16 protein-coding genes and 1 tRNA gene are annotated in these 19,914 nt (G+C 41.5%); 9 read left to right on the top strand and 8 right to left on the bottom strand.

Features of this window, described 5'->3' with window-relative positions; translation table 11 throughout:
* The first annotated feature begins 5 nt into the window (after positions 1 to 5).
* Both ACP14Y_RS07410 and ACP14Y_RS07405 read left to right on the top strand, forming a co-directional pair.
* A complete protein-coding gene (locus ACP14Y_RS07410) occupies positions 6 to 2,555 on the top strand; it encodes a TonB-dependent receptor plug domain-containing protein (protein ID WP_424962322.1) in 2,550 nt (849 codons plus the stop codon).
* A gap of 9 nt (positions 2,556 to 2,564) precedes the next feature.
* Positions 2,565 to 2,951 (top strand): acyl-CoA thioesterase, encoded by a 387-nt coding sequence (locus ACP14Y_RS07405; protein ID WP_424962321.1) that lies wholly within the window; start codon positions 2,565 to 2,567, stop codon positions 2,949 to 2,951.
* On the opposite strand, the gene ACP14Y_RS07400 is transcribed toward ACP14Y_RS07405, so the two are convergent.
* The 5 genes from ACP14Y_RS07400 to ACP14Y_RS07380 form a co-directional block, all read right to left on the bottom strand.
* Positions 2,937 to 3,500 carry a hypothetical protein gene (locus tag ACP14Y_RS07400; RefSeq protein ID WP_424962320.1) on the bottom strand — a complete coding sequence of 188 codons (564 nt, stop codon included), beginning with the start codon at positions 3,498 to 3,500 and terminating at the stop codon, positions 2,937 to 2,939. The two genes, ACP14Y_RS07405 and ACP14Y_RS07400, sit on opposite strands and share 15 nt — an antisense overlap.
* A 14-nt stretch (positions 3,501 to 3,514) precedes the next feature.
* Positions 3,515 to 3,588 (bottom strand) — tRNA-Ala (locus ACP14Y_RS07395).
* A gap of 84 nt (positions 3,589 to 3,672) precedes the next feature.
* Positions 3,673 to 4,134 carry a C40 family peptidase gene (locus tag ACP14Y_RS07390; RefSeq protein WP_424962319.1) on the bottom strand — a complete coding sequence of 154 codons (462 nt, stop codon included), beginning with the start codon at positions 4,132 to 4,134 and terminating at the stop codon, positions 3,673 to 3,675.
* Positions 4,135 to 4,154: 20 nt separating this feature from the next.
* Complete coding sequence (locus tag ACP14Y_RS07385; RefSeq protein WP_424962318.1) at positions 4,155 to 4,595, bottom strand: Dps family protein; 441 nt, start codon at positions 4,593 to 4,595, stop codon at positions 4,155 to 4,157.
* A gap of 27 nt (positions 4,596 to 4,622) precedes the next feature.
* On the bottom strand, positions 4,623 to 5,393 hold the full coding sequence (locus ACP14Y_RS07380) for a class I SAM-dependent methyltransferase (protein ID WP_424962317.1): 771 nt from the start codon (positions 5,391 to 5,393) through the stop codon (positions 4,623 to 4,625).
* A gap of 76 nt (positions 5,394 to 5,469) precedes the next feature.
* Between ACP14Y_RS07380 and ACP14Y_RS07375 the strand changes: the two genes are divergently transcribed.
* Positions 5,470 to 6,615 (top strand): GWxTD domain-containing protein, encoded by a 1,146-nt coding sequence (locus tag ACP14Y_RS07375; RefSeq protein ID WP_424962316.1) that lies wholly within the window; start codon positions 5,470 to 5,472, stop codon positions 6,613 to 6,615.
* Positions 6,612 to 7,352 (top strand): 23S rRNA (guanosine(2251)-2'-O)-methyltransferase RlmB, encoded by a 741-nt coding sequence (gene rlmB, locus ACP14Y_RS07370; RefSeq protein ID WP_424962315.1) that lies wholly within the window; start codon positions 6,612 to 6,614, stop codon positions 7,350 to 7,352. Before ACP14Y_RS07375 ends, rlmB begins: the two co-directional genes overlap by 4 nt.
* On the opposite strand, the gene ACP14Y_RS07365 is transcribed toward rlmB, so the two are convergent.
* The gene (locus ACP14Y_RS07365) at positions 7,349 to 8,425 is read right to left on the bottom strand and encodes a mannose-1-phosphate guanylyltransferase (RefSeq protein ID WP_424962314.1); all 1,077 of its coding nucleotides are present in this window, start codon (positions 8,423 to 8,425) and stop codon (positions 7,349 to 7,351) included. The two genes, rlmB and ACP14Y_RS07365, sit on opposite strands and share 4 nt — an antisense overlap.
* Before the next feature lie 145 nt (positions 8,426 to 8,570).
* Here ACP14Y_RS07365 and recQ point away from each other — a divergent pair, with 145 nt between their 5' ends.
* From recQ to ACP14Y_RS07345, 4 genes are all read left to right on the top strand, one after another.
* Positions 8,571 to 10,760 carry a DNA helicase RecQ gene (recQ, locus tag ACP14Y_RS07360; protein ID WP_424962313.1) on the top strand — a complete coding sequence of 730 codons (2,190 nt, stop codon included), beginning with the start codon at positions 8,571 to 8,573 and terminating at the stop codon, positions 10,758 to 10,760.
* A 65-nt stretch (positions 10,761 to 10,825) separates the two neighbouring features.
* On the top strand, positions 10,826 to 12,109 hold the full coding sequence (purD, locus tag ACP14Y_RS07355; RefSeq protein WP_424962312.1) for a phosphoribosylamine--glycine ligase: 1,284 nt from the start codon (positions 10,826 to 10,828) through the stop codon (positions 12,107 to 12,109).
* Positions 12,110 to 12,164: 55 nt separating this feature from the next.
* Positions 12,165 to 13,310: a PSP1 domain-containing protein gene (locus ACP14Y_RS07350; RefSeq protein ID WP_424962311.1), complete on the top strand. Its 1,146-nt coding sequence runs from the start codon at positions 12,165 to 12,167 to the stop codon at positions 13,308 to 13,310.
* 1 nt (position 13,311) lies between these two features.
* Entirely contained in the window at positions 13,312 to 13,776 is a 465-nt protein-coding gene (locus ACP14Y_RS07345; RefSeq protein ID WP_424962310.1) for a gliding motility lipoprotein GldH, read from the top strand.
* A gap of 60 nt (positions 13,777 to 13,836) precedes the next feature.
* On the opposite strand, the gene ACP14Y_RS07340 is transcribed toward ACP14Y_RS07345, so the two are convergent.
* Both ACP14Y_RS07340 and ACP14Y_RS07335 read right to left on the bottom strand, forming a co-directional pair.
* Entirely contained in the window at positions 13,837 to 17,832 is a 3,996-nt protein-coding gene (locus ACP14Y_RS07340; protein ID WP_424962309.1) for an AAA domain-containing protein, read from the bottom strand.
* A gap of 3 nt (positions 17,833 to 17,835) precedes the next feature.
* The gene (locus ACP14Y_RS07335) at positions 17,836 to 18,558 is read right to left on the bottom strand and encodes a ComEA family DNA-binding protein (RefSeq protein ID WP_424962308.1); all 723 of its coding nucleotides are present in this window, start codon (positions 18,556 to 18,558) and stop codon (positions 17,836 to 17,838) included.
* A 92-nt stretch (positions 18,559 to 18,650) separates the two neighbouring features.
* On the opposite strand from ACP14Y_RS07335, the gene hemA reads away from it, so the two are divergent.
* Positions 18,651 to 19,901, top strand: coding sequence for a glutamyl-tRNA reductase (gene hemA, locus ACP14Y_RS07330; protein ID WP_424962307.1), 1,251 nt, complete (start codon positions 18,651 to 18,653; stop codon positions 19,899 to 19,901).
* The last annotated feature ends 13 nt before the right edge of the window (positions 19,902 to 19,914 follow it).

Below are 19,914 nucleotides of genomic sequence, written 5' to 3'. Positions count from 1 at the left end.
ATCATATGCGCATCATACTTTTCTGCTTGACTATCCTGACATCTCTGTCAGTTTTTGCTCAAACTGAGTCAAAACCATTTTTTGAAGCTGTAGCAGATTATGAAGAGGCAATTGATGTTACCTTTTCGTATGATTCGGAGTTGCTTAGCCTGATAGAAGAAGAATCACTTTTTACATCTAATGATCTATCAGCGTTTGTTGCGGAGGTAGAGCGTCGATTTCCTCTTGTTGTGGAAAAGATTAGTGACGAATACTATACCATTAGCGTGAAAGAAACCATCTATCAATTGGTCGTTAAGGATTCTTTAGATGGTTCAGCAATTGATCAATCTTTCGGGGTACAGGTAGTTATCAATGATGCCCCGGTTCCCACCGCGTTCAGAGATGGACATTGGGAGTTTTCCTACAAGCCAGATAAAAAGGATAACATCATCGTTTTTAGTCAAGGGTATCAATCAGCTTCTCTGAAGGTTAGGGAGCTGTTCAATCTAAAATTGATGGAAGTGCGGTTGGGCCTTACCACCCGAAGACTAGGTACGGTGGTGGTGGAAGATTATTTGACAAAAGGAATAAACATGCTCCCATCTAAGCAGCAGATCCAAATAGACATCAACGACCTGCCCTTGTTGCCTGGAGAAACAGACGGAGATATTTTCGCATCCATCGCTGCTTTACCAGGCATTACTAATCCGGATAGCAGAGCAGGGAATATTTTCATCCGAGGAAGCGATACGGATCAGACACTAATTCTGTTTGACAACATCCCTGTGTACCATCGCGGACACTATTATGGAACTATTTCCCCATATAACCCCAAGGTAGTTGATGATGTGGAGGTTTATCGCAGTGGGTTTCATCCGCGCTTTGGAGACCGTGTTGGTGGGGCAATTGTAATAAATTCGGATGATGCCGGACAAACCACGAAATATGGCCTGGGCGCCAACACGCTGTTCGGCATGGGATATAGTAAGTTTAAGATTTCTGATAAACTAAGCGGGACGTTGGGAATTCGAGATTCCTATCCAAGATCGTTTAAGTCACCAAAACTTAATGAAATATCAAAATCTGTCTTTGCTGCCACTTCCCTTGTGGATCAAAGCGGATTGCTCACAGATAGAATACAGGTGGCTTTTAACGATTACAACGGTAAATTATCCTATCAGATTAATAAGAAACATAATCTGGGGCTATCTGCCATTCACACAGTATCTGATATCAATTTTAGGCCAGTTGTACCTTTGGGTGTGCTATCAAGATCAAACGATAACAGGTTTGAAAACACCGGTGTAAATTTTTCATGGAATTCGAATTGGGGTAAGGGTTGGAGTTCTGAATTAAATACAACTTACTCTAATTACGATTTTGAGTTTACTGTAAATACACTGGCACCAAACATGCTGCCTTATCATTCGGATAATAGCATCGATGATTTAAATGTGGTTCAGGAATTTTCTAAAGGAAGTGACCATTCAAACCTTCAGATTGGGTTGGATTACAAATGGCAAAATGTAACTACCAATTACCAAAACATGCTTCGTGATTCCTCTTTTTACACCTTATATAAATCCGTTACATCATACACAATTGCACCTTATGCAAACTATGAGTATTACGGATTGGAAAAGTGGTATTTCCAGCTTGGAGTGAGGAGTACCTACTACAGTGCATTAGATGATTTCAGCGTATCACCGAGGATTTTGATTAACTATGACTTAACCGATTGGGTAACACTGAAAGGATCACATGGCTGGTACAACCAGTACCTAAGTCAGGTGAAAAATCTTGAATATTCCAGTGGAGGGTTTGATAATGAATTGTGGGTTTTAGCAGATAATGAATCTGGATTTATCATTCGAGGAGTCCAGACGATGTTTGGTGGAGTGGTCAATGTCAATGACTGGATTTTTGATGTAGAAGGTTTTTATAAAACGGCTAATGATATAACCATCTTTGAAGATCGTGTACTTAATCCTGATGACGATTTCCAAACCATGGATCAGGAGACCTATGGTGTAGACATTCTTTTGAAAAAGCAGCTAACCGAAGCGACTTCAATCTGGACCGGTTACTCGTATCATGATTCTAAAATCACCATAGATACTACTGATCAGGTCACTTATGAATCAAAATATGTTCAACCGCATGTTTGGTATGTCGGGGCGGCATTCAAGAAGAACAGATGGAAACTATCTGCTGCCTGGAGACATGCATCAGGATTGAATGCATACTCCCTGGACATTGCTTATGCAGAGTCAATCTTCAAAGCCGGGCCACCACCAGGCGCACCTCCACCCCCACCTGGAACACCCCCACCCCCCAATCCATTCATAGATGTTCCGGATCGATACCCAAGTGTGCATTCGCTGGATGTATCAGCTTCTTATAAAATTCCGCAAACAGACCAAAGAAAGTGGAGTGCTACCTTTGGGGTCTCAATTATCAATGCACTGAATCGGAACAACCTGACAGATCGGGTGTACAGAAGCAGAGATGGTTTTGTTGATAGAGAGGCAATCGGGTTTGCACCCAATCTGATGGTCATTGTGGAGTGGTAAATTTGAAGAATGAAATTCTTCGAAAAGAAAATAACTGTCACCCAAGACCATCTCGATTTCAACAACCATGTCAACAATCTGGTGTACATGCAGTGGGCGTTGGATATTTCGCGGGAGCACTGGCTTTCGGAAATTACCGAAGAGATTAATGAGAAATATTTCTGGATGGTACGCACCCATCATGTGGAGTATAAAAAACAGGCATTCCTTGGGGATGAGGTCACCGTGAAGACCTATGTAAAGGGTTACCGAGGACCTTTTTCAGACAGGGTTGTGAAGATTTATAAAGATGAAGAACTCTTGGTAGAGGTGAAGTCCAACTGGTGTTTAATTGAGCGGGAGTCACAGAAACTGAAAAGGGTGCCTGAGGAAATTCAGAAATTATTTCGAGGTTAGAACAAACCCGAACTCAAATTCTCCAACCAGCGTAAAACCATTATCAATATGTTTTCCCGTTTTGAAACCTGGCCCAATACTTAACCCCAGGTGGATGCCGCTGGCATAATTTCGCTGTATTCCCCAAACTGGACCAACGGTAAATACATTGGAGTTTTCCAAAAATGCTACTGCTTCTGTTAGGTTGTCAGGCTCTCCAAAAGGCTCCAGGGTATAGGAAGTAAATAAACCAATGTAGTTCCCTGAGTTATTCTGTAGATTACTTTTTTTCACCGTTTTTCTTTGGTAATAGTTCCTTATCGAACTGGTAAAATATGGTACAACGATAAAGGCCGTTTCAGTACCCCCACCCTGTTCAGAGGCAAATTCAAAGGCATAGGCAATGCCGGCACTTGCAGTAAATGATTTATTATCATCAATCTTTCCTTCGTATGAAAGAGAAAGAGGTGCTATGTTAATGTTTAATTGATTTTTGGATAGAACAACGCTCTCCTGTGCGCTTGTGATCCCTGCAATCAATAGCAGAAGGATTGTGAGTGATTTTTTCATAGCTGAAAAAGAAGTGGAGCATACCGGATTCGAACCGGTGACCTCTACACTGCCAGTGTAGCGCTCTAGCCAACTGAGCTAATGCCCCAAATTATAATGGGGTATTAGCGAAATGCCTGTCCCGCTATTGCGGGAAGCTAATGCCCCAAGTGTGAGCGAAAATAAATAAATCCTACCTAATCACCCTCCGAAAATTCTTCACATTCTTCTTGTAGTAGTCACTGAGAAGGTTGGACTCAATGACCCCTCTGGAGGAGGAAGCATGGACAAAAAGGATTTTATCATTCCCCACATAGGTGATCATACCACTGTGAAACCATTTGCTTCCCTTCTTTTTAAACTTGAAATAAACAAGATCTCCCTCCCGGATGCCATTCCACCCTCGCTTATTACCAGTCTTCGATTGTTCCTTTGCAGTTCTTGGTAGATCTACACCTATGGTTTTGTAGGAGTTATGAATCAGACCCGAACAGTCAATGCCCGAACGGGACATTCCGCCCCACTTATAGGGGGTGCCAATGTAAGAACGTCCGGTCTGTATTACCGATGCTATTTTTCGTCGCTTTTTCTTATTCTGAGCCGGAGCTGAAATAAAAATACCTGCTATCAAAAAAGCTGACAGCAGGTATTTCAAATATTTTAATTGATTAATTCTCACTTACCTAACCACGAATTGAACATCCATTGGGTTTTCTCTTGTGCATTCACAAGACCAATCATCATGTCCTCTGTTTCATTGTCTTCTGCTTCAACGGCAAGTTCTTTCACTTTATTTTCCTGAGCAACCAGTGTAGTGAGATTGCTAACAATCATTTTCACTAGCGCTTCATCGTTAGACTCATCCTTCACAGACTGGATATTAGACTTTTCTAAATAGGTTTCCAGAGCATGATATGGACGACCTCCGATGGTTAATATTCGCTCGGCGATTTCGTCGATGTTTTCCAACGCCTCGGTGTATAACTCCTCAAATTTTGCATGCAATTCAAAAAACCGAGGACCTTTTATGTTCCAGTGAGCACCTCGCGTATTTTGATAGTACACATGAAAGTCTGAGAGTAGTTGATTGAGTTCGTCTATTAATTTATCGTTCATTTTCCGAATAAAATTTTGATTTAACTTTTATTTAGTAATTAAACAGAATAAATCGAGGTTTTGTTCGTCCTGATCTCGTAAATTAAAGTCTTTTACAGTGATGGATTTTACCAGTTCATCACTTGTCTCTTTTAGTTTGTTTCTGTTCATTCGGTTCAGGATGTCATAGGGAATTCGTAACAAACCTGCAGGAAGTCTATGTTGCAAATCGAAGACGTCAAAACGCATGAGACGCTGAACCGACAAACGATTCCTCTCATGATACTCCATCACTTTTTCATTTCCTGCTATGCCCTTCATCTCCACCTTTTCAAAGTATTTTTTACATAATGCAGTCAGCTCATCGCCGGTGTACTCCCGTTCATGCCACGGATTTCTTGAAAGTGTCATCTTAATATTAGGAGTGGTGATCAACGCGCGTCCTCCGGGCGTAAGCACACGATGAATTTCCTTGATAAAACCTTCGTCATCCTTGACGTGCTCTATTACCTGAAAGGTGATGATGGTATCAAAGGAGTTGTCTTCAAAAGGGAAGGGTGGGAATACGCCACTTAGGAATTTATAATAAGAATACTTTTGTTCCAGGTTGTCAATGACGGATTTGATTTTATCTATGCCAATGTAGGAGTTTGCCAGTGGTGCAAGTAGTTCTACTCCACGGCCTTCTCCACAGCCTAACTCCAGCAAGTTTCCTTTGATATAAGGCTTGGCCTGATGGTAGGCGGACAATAGTCGCTGATGGATCACATTATCCGAAGGAATTTTATCCGAAGCAATCTCAGTGGTGTAAACACTCATTAGAATATGGGTATGCGTATGATTTTTTGTTTAAAGAGCACAAAGAAAATCAATTATATGGCTAATTTGGATACCTATGAGAAAGCATGTCTTAATATTCAGCTTATTTGCCTTTTTGGTTGGATTCTCAGCTAGTGCAATCAATTTTTCTCGTGTCAATGTTGCATGGCAATATGATGTGAATTTCGGCGTAAAAATGGCACATCGTGTGGTGAGTGATGAAGGCGAATTAATCATATTTTTGAGGGTTTCAGCCGATTCAATCGATTCATGGACCTATGAATTTTTGCTTCAGAATGGGTACGAATCAGAGACACATCAAATCATTCAGCCGATAGCAACCGACACGTTGCTGGATGTTTCTTCTCAAAGACTTTTAAGGATTCGCTTGTCAAAGACTGATGAAAACCTTTTGGTTGTCAAATTCTCAAAACCTGAACAATTTTATTTTTACGACATCAGATTAAGAATCGGATCACTCTCATTCCCGTCTATTTACCCTGTAGATGAACAAGGGATACCAATTCTAGAGAAATTCATTAACCGATCAGGACATAAGTGGATTGGGAATGACACACTCATTGCAATGCAGTATGCAGAGAATTTTGTCCCTGCCGATCCTCCAATGGCTGATATGAAGCCATTGGCCCCTCAGGTAGATATGGACACGGCTTTTGTTATCTCTGATACTCCTGCTTTCAAAGAGAATTATTTTTATACCGTTCGCAAGGATTCACTATCAACGGTTGGCGTCACCATGCTTAGGGTGCCACCCTACTATCCGGAATATCGCCAGCTACGTGAGTTGATCGAGTCAATGCTCTACCTCACGAGCGAGCAGGAAAAGAAGGCCATTCTGAGATCAAAAACTCCCAAACAGTCATTCGATTCTTTCTGGATGAATACATTTTCTACCAAGAGTCGTGCACGGAATGCCATCAGAAAATATTATAACTGGATTGAAAATGCGAATAAACTTTTCACAGACTTTAAACCTGGCTGGAAGACAGATAGGGGCATGATGTACATCGTTTTTGGTAAGCCAGACGAGGTTTATCGAACTGGCAGTCTGGAAGAATGGTACTATGATGATGGTTCAGCCTTTGAGTTCACAATTATCTCAACTTTTTTTGCACCACAAACCTATTCGCTGAGAAGGGATATTGAATTTGAAGAGCAGTGGTACACTCAAATAGCGGCGATACGTCGTGGCATTAAATGAACAAAAAATCTGATATTATTTACGGGATACGAACAGTTATTGAGGCTGTGAAATCAGGCCAGCATCTTGAGCGTGTATTTATCCAAAAAAGCCTAAAGAGCGATTTGTACAAAGAACTGATGGCTGAGCTTCATCAAACAACTACGCCCATTTCCAAGGTACCTATTGAGCGGATCAACAAGTTCACCAAGAAAAACCATCAGGGGGTGGTTGCATTGATATCTCCGATTCAATATCACACACTTGAACACATCGTTCCACAACTTTTCGAAGAGGGTAAAAACCCTTTGTTTTTAGTTCTGGATGAAATCACCGATGTGAGAAATTTTGGTGCAATTGCCCGAACAGCTGAATGTCTTGGAGTTCATGGACTTGTGATACCTTCTCGCGGTGGTGCGCAGGTCAATGAAGATGCAGTGAAAACTTCCGCGGGAGCGTTTAACTATTTGCCCGTATGCAGAGAAAAGAGTCTGCTCGATGCAGTCAGATACTTGCATGAATCTGGCATCAACGTAATTGCCTGCTCTGAAAAAACAGACAGCACCCTTGATCAAATGAATTTTACTTTACCCACAGCCATCATTATGGGTTCAGAGGATCGAGGTATTTCATCTGACCTAATTGATCTAGCTAATGATGTTGCCAAGGTTCCAATGTCCGGCTCCATCGAGTCCCTTAATGTAGGGGTTGCAGCGGGTATGGCACTTTATGAAGTGCAGCAACAAAGAAAAGTTTAGACAAACTTGTCCCCTTTCTCAGCTTTCACATCGGTGATGAAATCTCTGAAAATAGAGGAGTCTTCTTTTTTACAAACAAGCAATACATCATCAAAATCTGCTATAAGCATACCCTCACATCCTTGAATGACGGTCACCTTTCCTTTCTTTGATTTGATGTAATTGTCTTTCGATTCATAAGTCATCACAGACCCATCGATCACATTTTCATTTTCATCCTTATCCTTGATTTCATGGAGGGCATTCCACGAACCCAAATCAGACCAGCCAAATTCACCTGGAACGACATACACGTTATTTGCCTTTTCCATGATTGCATAGTCAATGGAAATATTTTTACACTGGCTGTATGCTTTCTTTATGAAGGCACGTTCATTTTCGGTGTAATACTCTTTTAGCCCATCTGCGAATAAGCTGGCAATTTCCTCTTCGTGCTCTTCAAATGCCTTAACAATGGAATCAATGGACCAGACAAAAATCCCGGAGTTCCATAAAAAGTCTCCGCTTTCTAAAAATTTTGCGGCCAGATCTGCCTTGGGTTTTTCTGTAAATGTTTTCACTTTTTTTACTGGCACCCCTGGATCACTTAAGTACTGAATGTAACCATAACCCGTTTCAGGTCTGTTGGGCCGAATGCCAATGGTTATCAATTTTTCATCCCTAGCTGCACTTTCTACAGAGGTGGAAATGACGTTTTGAAATTCTTTTTCTTTAAATATTGCATGATCTGAAGGGCTGACCACAAGCACAGCATTAGGGTCTTTTTTCATGATCTTGTAAGCCGCATATGCAATGCAGGGTGCCGTATTTCGTTTCACTGTTTCCAGTAGTATCTGATGTTCCTCAAGTTCAGGAAGCTGATCTTTAATCAACTGATCATACTTTTCATTTGAAACGACCCATATTTTGTCCTCAGTAGTGATTTCTTTGAACCGGTCAAAGGTCATTTGAAGTAGTGATCTCCCAGTCCCCAACACATCCAAAAATTGCTTGGGTCTGGCGTCTCTACTATAGGGCCAAAAGCGGGTTCCACTTCCACCGGCCATAATCACTACATAAATATTTGTACTCATAAGATTTTGGTGAGAAATTCGCGTTAGAAATAACCTTGGCAAATATAGCTTATCATCATGCGTTTGAAATAGACGCACTCACCCAATCACGATTTGTTTGCAATCAAGGTTTTGATTAACTTTTTACTTTACATCAACTGGAGAAATGGAGACAACTGCCGAAGTGAGTCTGAAGGAAAGTCTCAAACGTGTTTTTGGTTACGACAAGTTTAGAGGTAAGCAAGAGGATATTATTCACAATATTCTTGAAGGGGAAAATACGTTTGTGATAATGCCCACAGGAGCTGGGAAATCTCTTTGTTATCAGTTACCTGCTATTGTTCAGGATGGAACGGCCATTGTCATTTCACCACTCATCGCATTGATGAAAAATCAGGTGGATCAAATGAATGCCGTGGGAGTACATGCACGGTTTCTAAATTCTACCCTCACAAAATCTGAAAGCAATCGAGTTAAAAAGGATACTATCTCAGGCATAGTGAAGTTGTTGTACGTTGCTCCGGAATCACTGACCAAAGAAGAGAACGTTGAGTTTCTGAAGCAGGCTAAGATTTCTTTTGTTGCCATTGATGAAGCTCATTGTATATCAGAGTGGGGGCATGACTTCCGTCCGGAATACAGACGCATTAAAGATATTATCGGGCAGCTAGGAGATATCCCGATGATAGCCCTCACAGCGACTGCTACCCCAAAGGTGCAGTTAGACATTCAGAAAAACCTGTCGATGGATGGGGCTCAACTTTTCAAGTCTTCATTTAACCGAACGAACCTTTACTATGAGGTAAGACCAAAACAAAATGCAAAAAAGCAGCTCATCAAATTCATTAAAGAGCACAAAGGGGAGAGTGGAATAATTTATTGCCTCAGTAGAAAAAAGGTGGAGGAAATAGCTGAGTTTCTTCGCGTGAATGACATCAACGCCGCTCCATACCATGCCGGTATGGAATCTAAAGAGCGGATGAAAAATCAAGATGGGTTTCTAAATGAAGATGTAGATGTAATTGTTGCCACCATCGCATTTGGAATGGGGATTGACAAGCCTGATGTACGCTTTGTTGTTCACTATGATGCGCCGAAATCGATCGAAGGGTATTACCAGGAAACAGGCCGAGCAGGCCGAGACGGCATTAATAGTAACTGCCTGATGTTTTATTCCTATAACGACATTCTGAAACTTGAAAAGTTTAACAAGGACAAGGCGGTAACTGAGCGGGAAAACGCACGATTCCTTCTCGAAGAAATGGCATCCTATGCTGACTCGGCCATCTGCAGAAGAAAACAGCTTCTGCATTATTTTGGTGAAGAGTTTGAAAAGGACAACTGTGGACAGTGTGACAATTGTGTTCATCCAAAAGAACAATTTGAGGGCAAGGAAATCATCGAACTGGTGATTCAGGCAGTCAAGCAAACCAACGAACGTTTTGACATTAATCACCTGGCAGCTTTGCTTGTGGGTAAATCAACACAGCATGTGAAAAGTTACGATCATGATAAACTGGATGTGTTCGGCAAAGGGAAAGATATCAATGATGATGATAATTTCTGGCGTTCGGTGATCAGGCAAACACTGCTTCATGAATTCCTCAAAAAGGACATTGAAAATCCGGCAGTGTTTAAGGTGTCTAAAAAAGGTATAAAGTTCCTCGAAAGCCCCTACTCACATCAGCTCACCAAGGATCATGACTATACTACGGAGGCAGATACAGAGGAAGAATCAGACAAGGCACCTGTTAATGTAAGCGCCTATGATAAGACGCTTTTCGGTATGCTGAAGAAACTGAGAAAGGATATCGCTCACCATGAGGACATCCCTCCTTATGTAATATTCAGCGACCCTTCAATGGAGGAGATGTGCACCGTCTACCCCACTACCATGGATGATCTGAAACAGATCATAGGGGTAGGAGAGAGTAAGGCCAAAAAATTTGGAGAGCCATTTCTTCAGATGATTGAAGAATATGTGGAAGAACATGATATTGTTACTGCCTCAGATGTTTTGGTCAAAACTTCGGGTACCAAATCGAAAAATAAAATCTACATCATTCAGCACATCGATCAGAAAATGGATTTTGAAGAGATCGCGGAAGCACGAGGGATGAAATATGAAGATGTAATTGCGGAAGTTGAGAATATTTGTTACTCCGGCACCAAGTTGAATATTGATTACTACATCGATCAACTGCTCGATGATGACCGGCAGGATGATATTTATGATTATTTCCTGAATGCGGAAACAGATGATATGAATGTAGCAATGGAGGAGCTAGGAGAGTATTATTCGGAAGATGAGGTTCGATTAATGCGCGTAAAATTTATGTCCGAATACGCTCATTAGAACCATCACTTTGAAAAAAGAAGGAATACGGTGAACTTAGCCACCTATTTGCAAAATCACACTCAATGAATATTCTAATTCTTGGTTCCGGTGGTCGGGAACATGCGCTCGCCTGGAAAGTAAAACAGAGCCCTAAATGTGGTAATATTTTCATAGCTCCTGGAAACGGCGGCACACATAAGGTGGGTACCAACCTGGACCTTGATCCTAAAAATTTCGAGATGGTTGCTGATGCAATCAAAGAAAATGAGATTGACATGCTTATTGTTGGTCCGGAAGATCCTCTGGTGAATGGAATTGTTGATCATCTACGATCCAGAAAAGATTTCAAGAAGCTTCGCATCATCGGCCCGAAAGCCAAGGGAGCAATGTTGGAAGGTAGCAAGGAGTATGCGAAGGAATTCATGAAGAAATATAAAATTCCAACCGCTGATGCCCGGACGGTAACCAAGGATAACCTGGAGGAGACAATCAAATATATGGAGCGCCTTGATCCCCCCTATGTGCTTAAGGCAGATGGACTTGCTGGTGGAAAAGGGGTTATTATCACAGAGGAATTAGAGGAAGCGCGAAAGGCCTTACGAAACCTGATTGAGGATAAAAAATTTGGCGCTGCAAGTGAGAAGGTACTGTTAGAGCAATTCCTGAAAGGCATTGAGGTGTCCTTCTTTGTTATTACTGACGGAAAGGATTACCGAATTCTTCCGGAGGCCAAGGACTATAAACGTATTGGAGAGAAAGATACCGGACTAAACACTGGCGGTATGGGAGCTGTCTCACCAGTTGTTTTTGCAGATAGGGCATTCAAGGAAAAGGTGAATAAACAAATCATAAAACCGACGATTGATGGCCTAAAAAAGGAGAAAATCGACTATTGCGGCTTTATTTTCTTCGGCCTGATCAATGTAGGAGGAGAACCATACGTGATCGAATACAATGTTCGTATGGGTGACCCGGAAACGGAAGTTGTACTTCCTAGAATCAAAACGGATTTTCTTGAGTTATTGGTGGCTGCTGCTGACAAAAACCTGATCGATACAGAGATAGAATATGAGCGCTTCACAGCTTCTACGGTTATGTATGTAAGTAGAGGATACCCGGAGTTTTACGAAAAAGGACATAAAATAACGGTTGGCGATATTCGAACAGTGCTCCCATTCCATGCTGGAACAGTCATGAAAGATGGCAAGCTGGTTACGAATGGCGGACGTGTAATTGCGCTAACAGGACTAGGGAAAAATTTGGGAGAGGCATTAAGCAAGTCTTACGCAGGTGGCCAGGAGATCAACTGGGAGGGAAAACGCTTCCGTGGTGATATTGGCTTTGACCTAAAAGCACTGGGCCAGTGATTTTCATTAAATCCAGTCTTCAAATTCCTGAAGATATCCATTAGATTACAGAATTATGGGATGCGCTAGTTGTGGTACCAGTGGGTCGGCCGGATGTAAAAACAACGGTCATTGCAGCACCGGAGGTTGCAATAAACTCAATGTGTTTGATTGGCTATCAAACATGGACGTACCAGCTATGCATCGCTTTGATGTGGTAGAGGTTCGATTTAAAAGCGGGCGTAAAGAGTTTTACCGCAATTCCAAAAAACTTGATATTGTGACCGGAGATCCGGTTGTGGTGAATGTTCCTAATGGACACCATATTGGATATGTCTCATTGCAAGGGGAATTGGTTCGCCTGCAAATGTCGAAGAAAGGCATCAAAGATGACGATGAAGTAAGGGAGATTTACCGCAAAGCGACCTCTCGTGACATGGAGCGATGGGACGAAGCAAGGAATCGGGAGGATTCAGTGATGTATCGTACGAAAGAGATCATACAGGATACCAAGCTGGAAATGAAACTGACAGATGTGGAGTTTCAAGCAGATGGCACCAAAGCGACGTTTTTTTATTCGGCTGAGGGACGCGTAGATTTTCGAGAGCTGATAAAAATTTTGGCCAGTGAGTTCAAAATCCGCGTAGAAATGCGGCAGATCAGCGTTCGTCAGGAAGCAGGGCGTATTGGAGGTCTGGGGGTTTGTGGAAGAGAGCTATGCTGCTCTACCTGGCTCACAAACTTCAAAAACGTTTCCACCTCTGCTGCCAGGTATCAAAACCTGTCTTTGAATCCAAGTAAATTATCGGGGCAATGTGGGCGTCTGAAATGCTGTCTCAATTACGAGCTAGACACCTATATGGAGGCGCTCAAAGATATTCCCGAGGTGGAGGAACCTCTCAAGACACAAAGAGGTGTGGCTAAGCTTCAAAAAACCGACATCTTTCGTAAGATTATGTGGTTTGGCTATGATGATGATAATAACTGGCATGCAGTAGGCGTGGAACGAGTGAAGGAGATTCAGTCTTTAAATAAAAAAGGGAAGAAACCGATTTCACTTCAAGAGAACGAATCTGAAGCAGATATCGATACCTCATCCATCAACAGCGACCTTGAAGCCATGGACCGGAAGTTTAGTGGAAAAGGGAAAAAGAAGAAAAGGAAAAAGAAGCGTAATAAATTTAAAGGCAATAAACCACATCAGAAATCTGAAAAATCATAACATGAGGTACCTGTCGGTCATTATTCTTTTTCTGTTTATAACTGCATGTGATTCCAATAGAGTCTATGAAGATTATAATGATCTGGAGGAGGCATTTTGGCACCTGGATTCGGTTCAAACCTTTTCATTTCAAATAGAAGACACCAGTAGGGCGTATAACATAAGAGCTACTTTTCGAAATGCATCTTCCTATCCCTTTTATAACCTGTATTTTCAATACACACTTACCGATTCTACCGGGAATGTGCTGAAGCAGCAATTAAAAGAAGTAGATCTTTTCGATCCTAAAACAGGCGAGCCATACGGCAGTGGTTTAGGAGACTTATTCGATCATTCATTTCTGTTAGAAGAAAATTACAAGTTTCAAAGTTCCGGGGAATACACACTTTCCTTTGAACAGTATATGCGTCGAGATACCCTTCCTTTTATCCTTTCAGTTGGAGCGAGAGTTGAATTCTCTAAGTGATTTTGGTCCTTTTCTCATCTTTTTATTCGCATCTTCAATGAGGTGATGTTTTTTCATAGATTAATTAGAATATAAAAACTTCCTCATTTTATCCTTAGCGGCATCAATGTCCAGCCAAAATTCGCGACTGTGAAATCGCACGTGTGGCCAGTTTTTCATGATCAAGTGAAAATGCTGAAAGGCGTAAATCTGCTTTGGCGAAAGTGCCTGGAAATAGCGCTCATCATCGGTGAGTATCAGCCCGGTATAGGTGTCACCTTTTTTCACAGAAAGATCAGCAAATGGGAGTTCCTTGGCTAGTTCGAACTCATCATACTCATGAAAGGATTGATCTTTGATGCGATTTCTTAAAAACCAGTCTACATGGTGTTCTTCATATTCGGGTATGTGTGGTGTATACTTTCCAATGCTCACATTCCAGGCATATTCCAGGTATTTTTTCAGCAGCTTTGGTCCTTCATTTTTGGTGTCCTCAGTTTTTAGCAACTGAGGTAATATGCTGCTTACGATGATCACCTTTTCTCTGGCTCGTGTTATCGCCACGTTTAGCCTGTTTTCTCCACCTTGTGCATTAAGACTTCCAAATTGAAGTCTTAGTTTCCCTTTTTTATCTGGTGCATAGCCAGTGCTAAAAATGATGATATCACGTTCATCTCCCTGCACATTCTCAATGTTTTTTACGAATAGTGAATTCGGAATAAGAATACCTCGATTAGCTGATTTTTCTTCCAGCAGATCTTGAATCAGACCCTGTTGACGGTAATTGAAAGTGACTATTCCGATCTCTTTCTCAGGATGATTTTTTAATAGGCTGAATGTCTGTTCAATCACTTCATTGGCTTCTACTTCATTTATGCCATCATCCCAGATTCCTTTGCTTTGAACATATTCGATGGAAGGTTCTTTCTTATTTACATAGGAGTAATCAGGGAGCAACCTGAGCTTACCTTTATAGAAGTGTTCGTTGGAGAAGTCAATTAGCTCGAGCGACTTACTTCGATAATGACCCGCCAGACTCACCTCTGGTAAATAATGTTTAGTCAGGTCAAGCAACGAGTCAATGGCCAATTCTGGTGTATCATCCTCTTCATCATCCCACCTAACCCGATATAGATCGCTTGGCTGGAGCTGCATGCTGTCGCCCGCGACCACAATTTGCCTTCCACGATACATGGCCGGTATACCTCTTTCTGCAAAACACTGAGAAGCCTCATCAAAAATGACCAGATCAAAGTTTTCTCTCATTGGAAAGATTGCAGAAGCACTTTCTGGTGAGCACATCCAGCAAGGAAGAAGTGTAAATAACTCTTCTGAAAACTCTGAGATAACTTTTCTGATCGGCCAGATTCTTCGCTTTTTTGTTACCTGGTGCTGTAAATCTCGATAGGTCACTCTGTTTTTCAGTCGATTGTATTCAATATTCTCGTATGTTTTTTCACGAGACTTTAATAGTAAAATTTCTTTACTCGCCTCGCGCTTAGTCTCAATCTGGTCTCGGAGTTCACTGGCCAAAGCATCCAATTTTCCGGAAGCCACAGTTCTTAAATCAGGGTATTTGGACTCTATATGATCAATCCATGCAAGCGATAAGCTGTTTTTAAACAAAGCAATTCCCTCCTCAATTGAACCTGCATTACCTGACGTTATTTCATCCAGAATTTTTGACTCTTCGGAGCTTAAATCTGATTTCAGCCTATGATACTCACATATTGCATCAAAGTCTTTTTTCAGAAGTTTTTCCAGCTTATGAGGGTCTTCCTTTTTCAGGATGATTGCCCGAATTTGATGGATATTCACGTATCTCTTCCAAAGTGAAAGCTGATGAGGGATTTTATGAACCAAAGAAACCAGTTGATCCAAACGCTTGTGATAGCTTTTGTGATCAAGCCGGGATACAGGGAGATACTCATTGAGAGACCGAATAGTTTGTGCAACGGCAAACATATTGAGTCCCATTTTTTGCCAGTAAAACCAATCCTGAAGATCGATCTTTCTGAAGCCAGCCGGAAAATTATGTAGCCATGGATTTTCCTGAATCTGAGAAAGAGAATGTTCAAAGTTCAGTCGATTATCAATTCGTTCAACCAGGATATTGAATCCACGCTTATTACTCTTCAGGTCATTGGCGACCATCACTCTTTTCAGAAAGGTTTTTTCTTTAGAGAGCAGTCTCCACTTTAGCCAGCTAAATGGATTCTTTCGTGCCTTCATAGCAGATCTGAGTACTTCCTGAAATCGGCCCAGATTTTCTGCTTTCAAGGTACTTTCCAGTCCTGCTCCGCGGAAGCAAGACATCATGATTCGCTCGGTTTGCGAGAGCCAGTTTAGATCTTTGGTGGGCTTGTCTGCGTGAAGCTGCTGATACACCTTGTAAACCACTCCTTCCTTTAATCCTTCGAGAAGTTCAATGAGCTCTGGCAGCTTGCTTGATAGGTATTCACCTGTTTCGAAATCCACTGGCTGTGAACAAAATAGCTTTGATGTAACCAGCAATTTCTCATTAAAGGCAGGAACTTCATAGAGCACCTCCTTGAGCTTTACTAAATCTTTGGTTTGAAAGCCAGCAAAGGATGGGCCCTTGGCCCAAAAGTGGGTGCGTTTCTCAAACTTATCGAAGTACTCCAGATAGGTTTTAAATCGCCTAATGGTTTCATCTAATGAAGTGAAATGAAACGCCCGATACTCCAGATTCATACTAAAGCTGGGCTGATCGGGACTGCTTGTGAGATATAGTTCCTTGGCGGATTTGCCACATTCCGATTCATCAAACAATGCCTCTCTAAAGTCCTGCAACTCTTCAACTATCTGATCAATTCTCCTGCTGGCCTGAAGGAATCCACGCTCCAGTTGGATGGCATCCAAGCTGTTGTTTTTCTTTTCATAAACCTCTACCGATTCTATTTGCTGATCGATTTGTTCGTAGATCGGTTTGCGATCATTTTTAAAGTCATGAACCAACGCGACAAAATCGTGCATCTCTTTTTCTTTGAGCCGTTGATACACCACATCAAGAGCTGCCTTCTTCTGACATACAAGAAGCACGTTCTTTCCTCTGGCAATGAAGTCACAGATGAGATTGCTGATAAGCTGGGATTTGCCAGTACCCGGAGGTCCCTGAACTACTAGAGAATTACCTTTCTTTATTTCTTTAAGCGCATGTTCCTGGTAGGCATCTAAAGGGAAGGGCGTAAACGTATTTTCTTCGTTCACCCGATCAAACAGTGCAAGCTGATTCTCATTTTCTTTCTGAACCTTCTTTACAAAAAATTCTTCCAGATCCGTTTCGTTTTGATCTTCCAAAAGCTTGACATAGTCTGGTACCAAGTAAGAGCCGGACTGTGGAAAAATACCAAGTACTGCCTGAGGAAACATTTTTAATGCACCTGTCTTTTCCCCGGATTCCAATTGGGACTTTTTCATATCCGCAAATGACTTCAGCTCATCAGCAAAGTTTTCCTGATTGAAATTCAACTCTACACCACTGTTTTTTAAAAGCTCATAAAGCTGTGTTCTAAAAACGGTAGTATCCCGATCATAATCATCAATGACCGTTTCAATCAGTTCTTCATCCAATGGGATTTGATTATAGTATGAATAGGCCAGCAAGAAGGTCTTGTTTAATGTAATGTTCACATCATCCCTGCGAGAGAGAAACCACTCATTTCCTGTTTTCTCAATAGATACCGGGAAAAAAATCAACGGACACCTGACCGGCGTTTCATCCGAGAATTTTCCCTTGATAAATGGCCAGCCAATGTATAGATCCTTCGCACCCCGTTCTTCGAAAATAAACTTCTCTATTCGCTGAATTTTTTTTAGCCGCTTGCTTAGATCATTGGACGATTTGCTTCGGCTGTCCACTTCGCTGCAAAGGGGAATTTTCTTTCGCTGCTCAATGAGGTTTTTGATGATGTTGAAGCTTGCTTCATTTTCCGCATAGTCAAAATCATGAACATCAATGAATTGATCCTTCAGCAATCTCAGCAGTAGGAGTGAACGATTGTTTCCGGATAGATTACTTAGCCTCCTTAAATATGACTTGAGGATTTTCTGCATAGCCTAGTCCAAATATGGCTTTAATCTCAGGAAAGTACGTTCATCGATCGCTTTTATTTTTAGCAGTTCTTCCGGTGACGTAATATCACCATGTTGCTGGCGATAGTTTAGGATAATTCGGGCCAGATCATAATTGATGTATGGATGTTTAGATAGCACTTTGAGTGAGTCTGTGTTAATTTCAATTGAGTTTACATCAGACAGGATTTGGAAGTGTTTAAATAGCTCCTTAATCGTCTCTGGCTGAAGCCCGTACACTTCATTTAGTTGGGTAGTGTCTGCAAATCCGCCAAGGAGCTTTCGGTATTTTACGATTCGCTCCGAATAGGCCGGGCCTATACCTTTTACAAATTGAAGCTCTTCCGCTGTTGCCTTGTTTAAGTCTTTTATTTCAATTTTAGCAGTTTCTTTTTCTGTTGTGCTTGGCGGGCTAAAGGCAGTTACTTTCGTGCTTTTTTTATAGGGTTTTTTATTAGGGAGGTAAACCGATTTGTCAAATGTTGAGTTTGATTGTTTCTTGACTTCAATGGAAGCCTGTACTTCTTCCATCCATTTAAGTGCAGTACTATCTGTGACAATGGGTGGTCCTTTTTTAATGTTCCCAATTCCCCATTTGGTAAAAAACAGACCAACGATAATGATAAAAATCAGTACCAAAGCACCTCTCGATTCGGTCTTAGTGAAGCCGATGGCTCGTGATATGGTGTCAGTTAGGTACTTCAGCATTATTTAAAATCATTCTAAATAAGGAATTGCTGATTTTTATCACAACCAATATACACAAGGCGCTGTTATTTTTGCCTTCGCAATTGATTGAGATGGAAGGATTTAAGGCTTTAGGACTGTCGTACAAGAATGCGCCGATCGAAATTCGGGAGAAGGTAGCTTTTAGCGAGCAAGAAGCAGTTCAGTTTTTGCTGAACCTGAAGGACATGTTCGATATTGAGGAGGCCCTTTTGATTTCCACGTGTAATCGAACTGAGCTTTACTATACCTCTGGCCAAAGGCAGCAAGAGGAAATCATCCAACTGATTTCGTCGTTCAAGTCAATTCCATCTGATAAGCTTTCAGGATTTACTGAAACTTACGACTCTGCTTCAGCTTCCAAACATCTCTTTAGAGTAGCCTTGGGTTTGGAATCTCAGGTTTTAGGAGACATACAGATCAGCAATCAGGTAAAAAGAGCTTATCAGCAAAGTGCTGATTTGAATTTAGCAGGGCCTCATTTGCACCGATTGATGCACACCATCTTTTATGCAAACAAACGTGTGGTTCAGGAGACGAGCCTTCAGGATGGCACTGCTTCCGTAGCGTCTGTGGCTGTTGATTTGATTGGAGGATTCATTCGAAATATTGAACAGCCACGAGTGGCATTAGTAGGCTTGGGGGAAATCGGTCAGAATGTGCTGGAAAACCTAAGCAGTGATGAGGCTACCATCACATTAGTTAACAGAACAAAATCTAAGGCAGATAAACTTGCGATCGAAAAAAATATTAAAGTCAGCGATTTTAATTCACTTGATCAGGTGATAGCTGATAATGATGTCATTATCTCAGCGATAACTTGTACCGACCCTATTATATCCGCAGATAATCTTGGGCAGGGCTCTATTCATAAGCTATTGATAGATCTTTCAGTGCCACGAAGCATGAATACGGATCTGGAAAATGTTCCAGGTGTCTCTCTTTACAATGTAGATCAACTTACAGAACGAACATTGAAAGCAAGGGAGGTACGGGAAAAAGCCATTCCAAATGCGGAGAGGATTGTTGAGGAGGAGTTTATAAACTTTTCTAAATGGAAAAGTGAAATGGAGGTCTCTCCAACCATTCAAAAACTAAAAAATGCACTGGATCAAATCAGGAGAGAGGAGCTGGCTAGACATAAAAAACTATCCAATGAGGAAATGGAGCTATTGGAAGTGGTGACTAAGAGCATGATCCAGAAAGTTATTAAGCTGCCGGTGCTACAATTAAAGGCAGCATGCAAGAGAGGAGAGGCGGATACATTGGTTGGAGTTCTCAATGATTTATTTAACCTTGAAGCCGCAGAAGTAGAAAAGAAATAGACCCGCTTTATAT

Origin of the sequence: Ekhidna sp., from assembly GCF_965247405.1 — a bacterium.
GTDB lineage: Bacteria > Bacteroidota > Bacteroidia > Cytophagales > Cyclobacteriaceae > Ekhidna.
This window is presented reverse-complemented; position numbering and strand designations above follow the sequence as displayed.

Excerpts from the sequence above, each read along its gene's own strand:
- ACP14Y_RS07410 (WP_424962322.1), top strand. The coding sequence starts at position 6 with ATGCGCATCATACTTTTCTGCTTGACTATCCTGACATCTCTGTCAGTT.
- ACP14Y_RS07405 (WP_424962321.1), top strand. The coding sequence starts at position 2,565 with ATGAAATTCTTCGAAAAGAAAATAACTGTCACCCAAGACCATCTCGAT.
- ACP14Y_RS07400 (WP_424962320.1), bottom strand. The coding sequence starts at position 3,500 with ATGAAAAAATCACTCACAATCCTTCTGCTATTGATTGCAGGGATCACA.
- ACP14Y_RS07385 (WP_424962318.1), bottom strand. The coding sequence starts at position 4,595 with ATGAACGATAAATTAATAGACGAACTCAATCAACTACTCTCAGACTTT.
- ACP14Y_RS07380 (WP_424962317.1), bottom strand. The coding sequence starts at position 5,393 with ATGAGTGTTTACACCACTGAGATTGCTTCGGATAAAATTCCTTCGGAT.
- ACP14Y_RS07375 (WP_424962316.1), top strand. The coding sequence starts at position 5,470 with ATGAGAAAGCATGTCTTAATATTCAGCTTATTTGCCTTTTTGGTTGGA.
- rlmB (WP_424962315.1), top strand. The coding sequence starts at position 6,612 with ATGAACAAAAAATCTGATATTATTTACGGGATACGAACAGTTATTGAG.
- ACP14Y_RS07365 (WP_424962314.1), bottom strand. The coding sequence starts at position 8,425 with ATGAGTACAAATATTTATGTAGTGATTATGGCCGGTGGAAGTGGAACC.
- recQ (WP_424962313.1), top strand. The coding sequence starts at position 8,571 with ATGGAGACAACTGCCGAAGTGAGTCTGAAGGAAAGTCTCAAACGTGTT.
- purD (WP_424962312.1), top strand. The coding sequence starts at position 10,826 with ATGAATATTCTAATTCTTGGTTCCGGTGGTCGGGAACATGCGCTCGCC.
- ACP14Y_RS07350 (WP_424962311.1), top strand. The coding sequence starts at position 12,165 with ATGGGATGCGCTAGTTGTGGTACCAGTGGGTCGGCCGGATGTAAAAAC.
- ACP14Y_RS07345 (WP_424962310.1), top strand. The coding sequence starts at position 13,312 with ATGAGGTACCTGTCGGTCATTATTCTTTTTCTGTTTATAACTGCATGT.
- ACP14Y_RS07340 (WP_424962309.1), bottom strand. The coding sequence starts at position 17,832 with ATGCAGAAAATCCTCAAGTCATATTTAAGGAGGCTAAGTAATCTATCC.
- ACP14Y_RS07335 (WP_424962308.1), bottom strand. The coding sequence starts at position 18,558 with ATGCTGAAGTACCTAACTGACACCATATCACGAGCCATCGGCTTCACT.
- hemA (WP_424962307.1), top strand. The coding sequence starts at position 18,651 with ATGGAAGGATTTAAGGCTTTAGGACTGTCGTACAAGAATGCGCCGATC.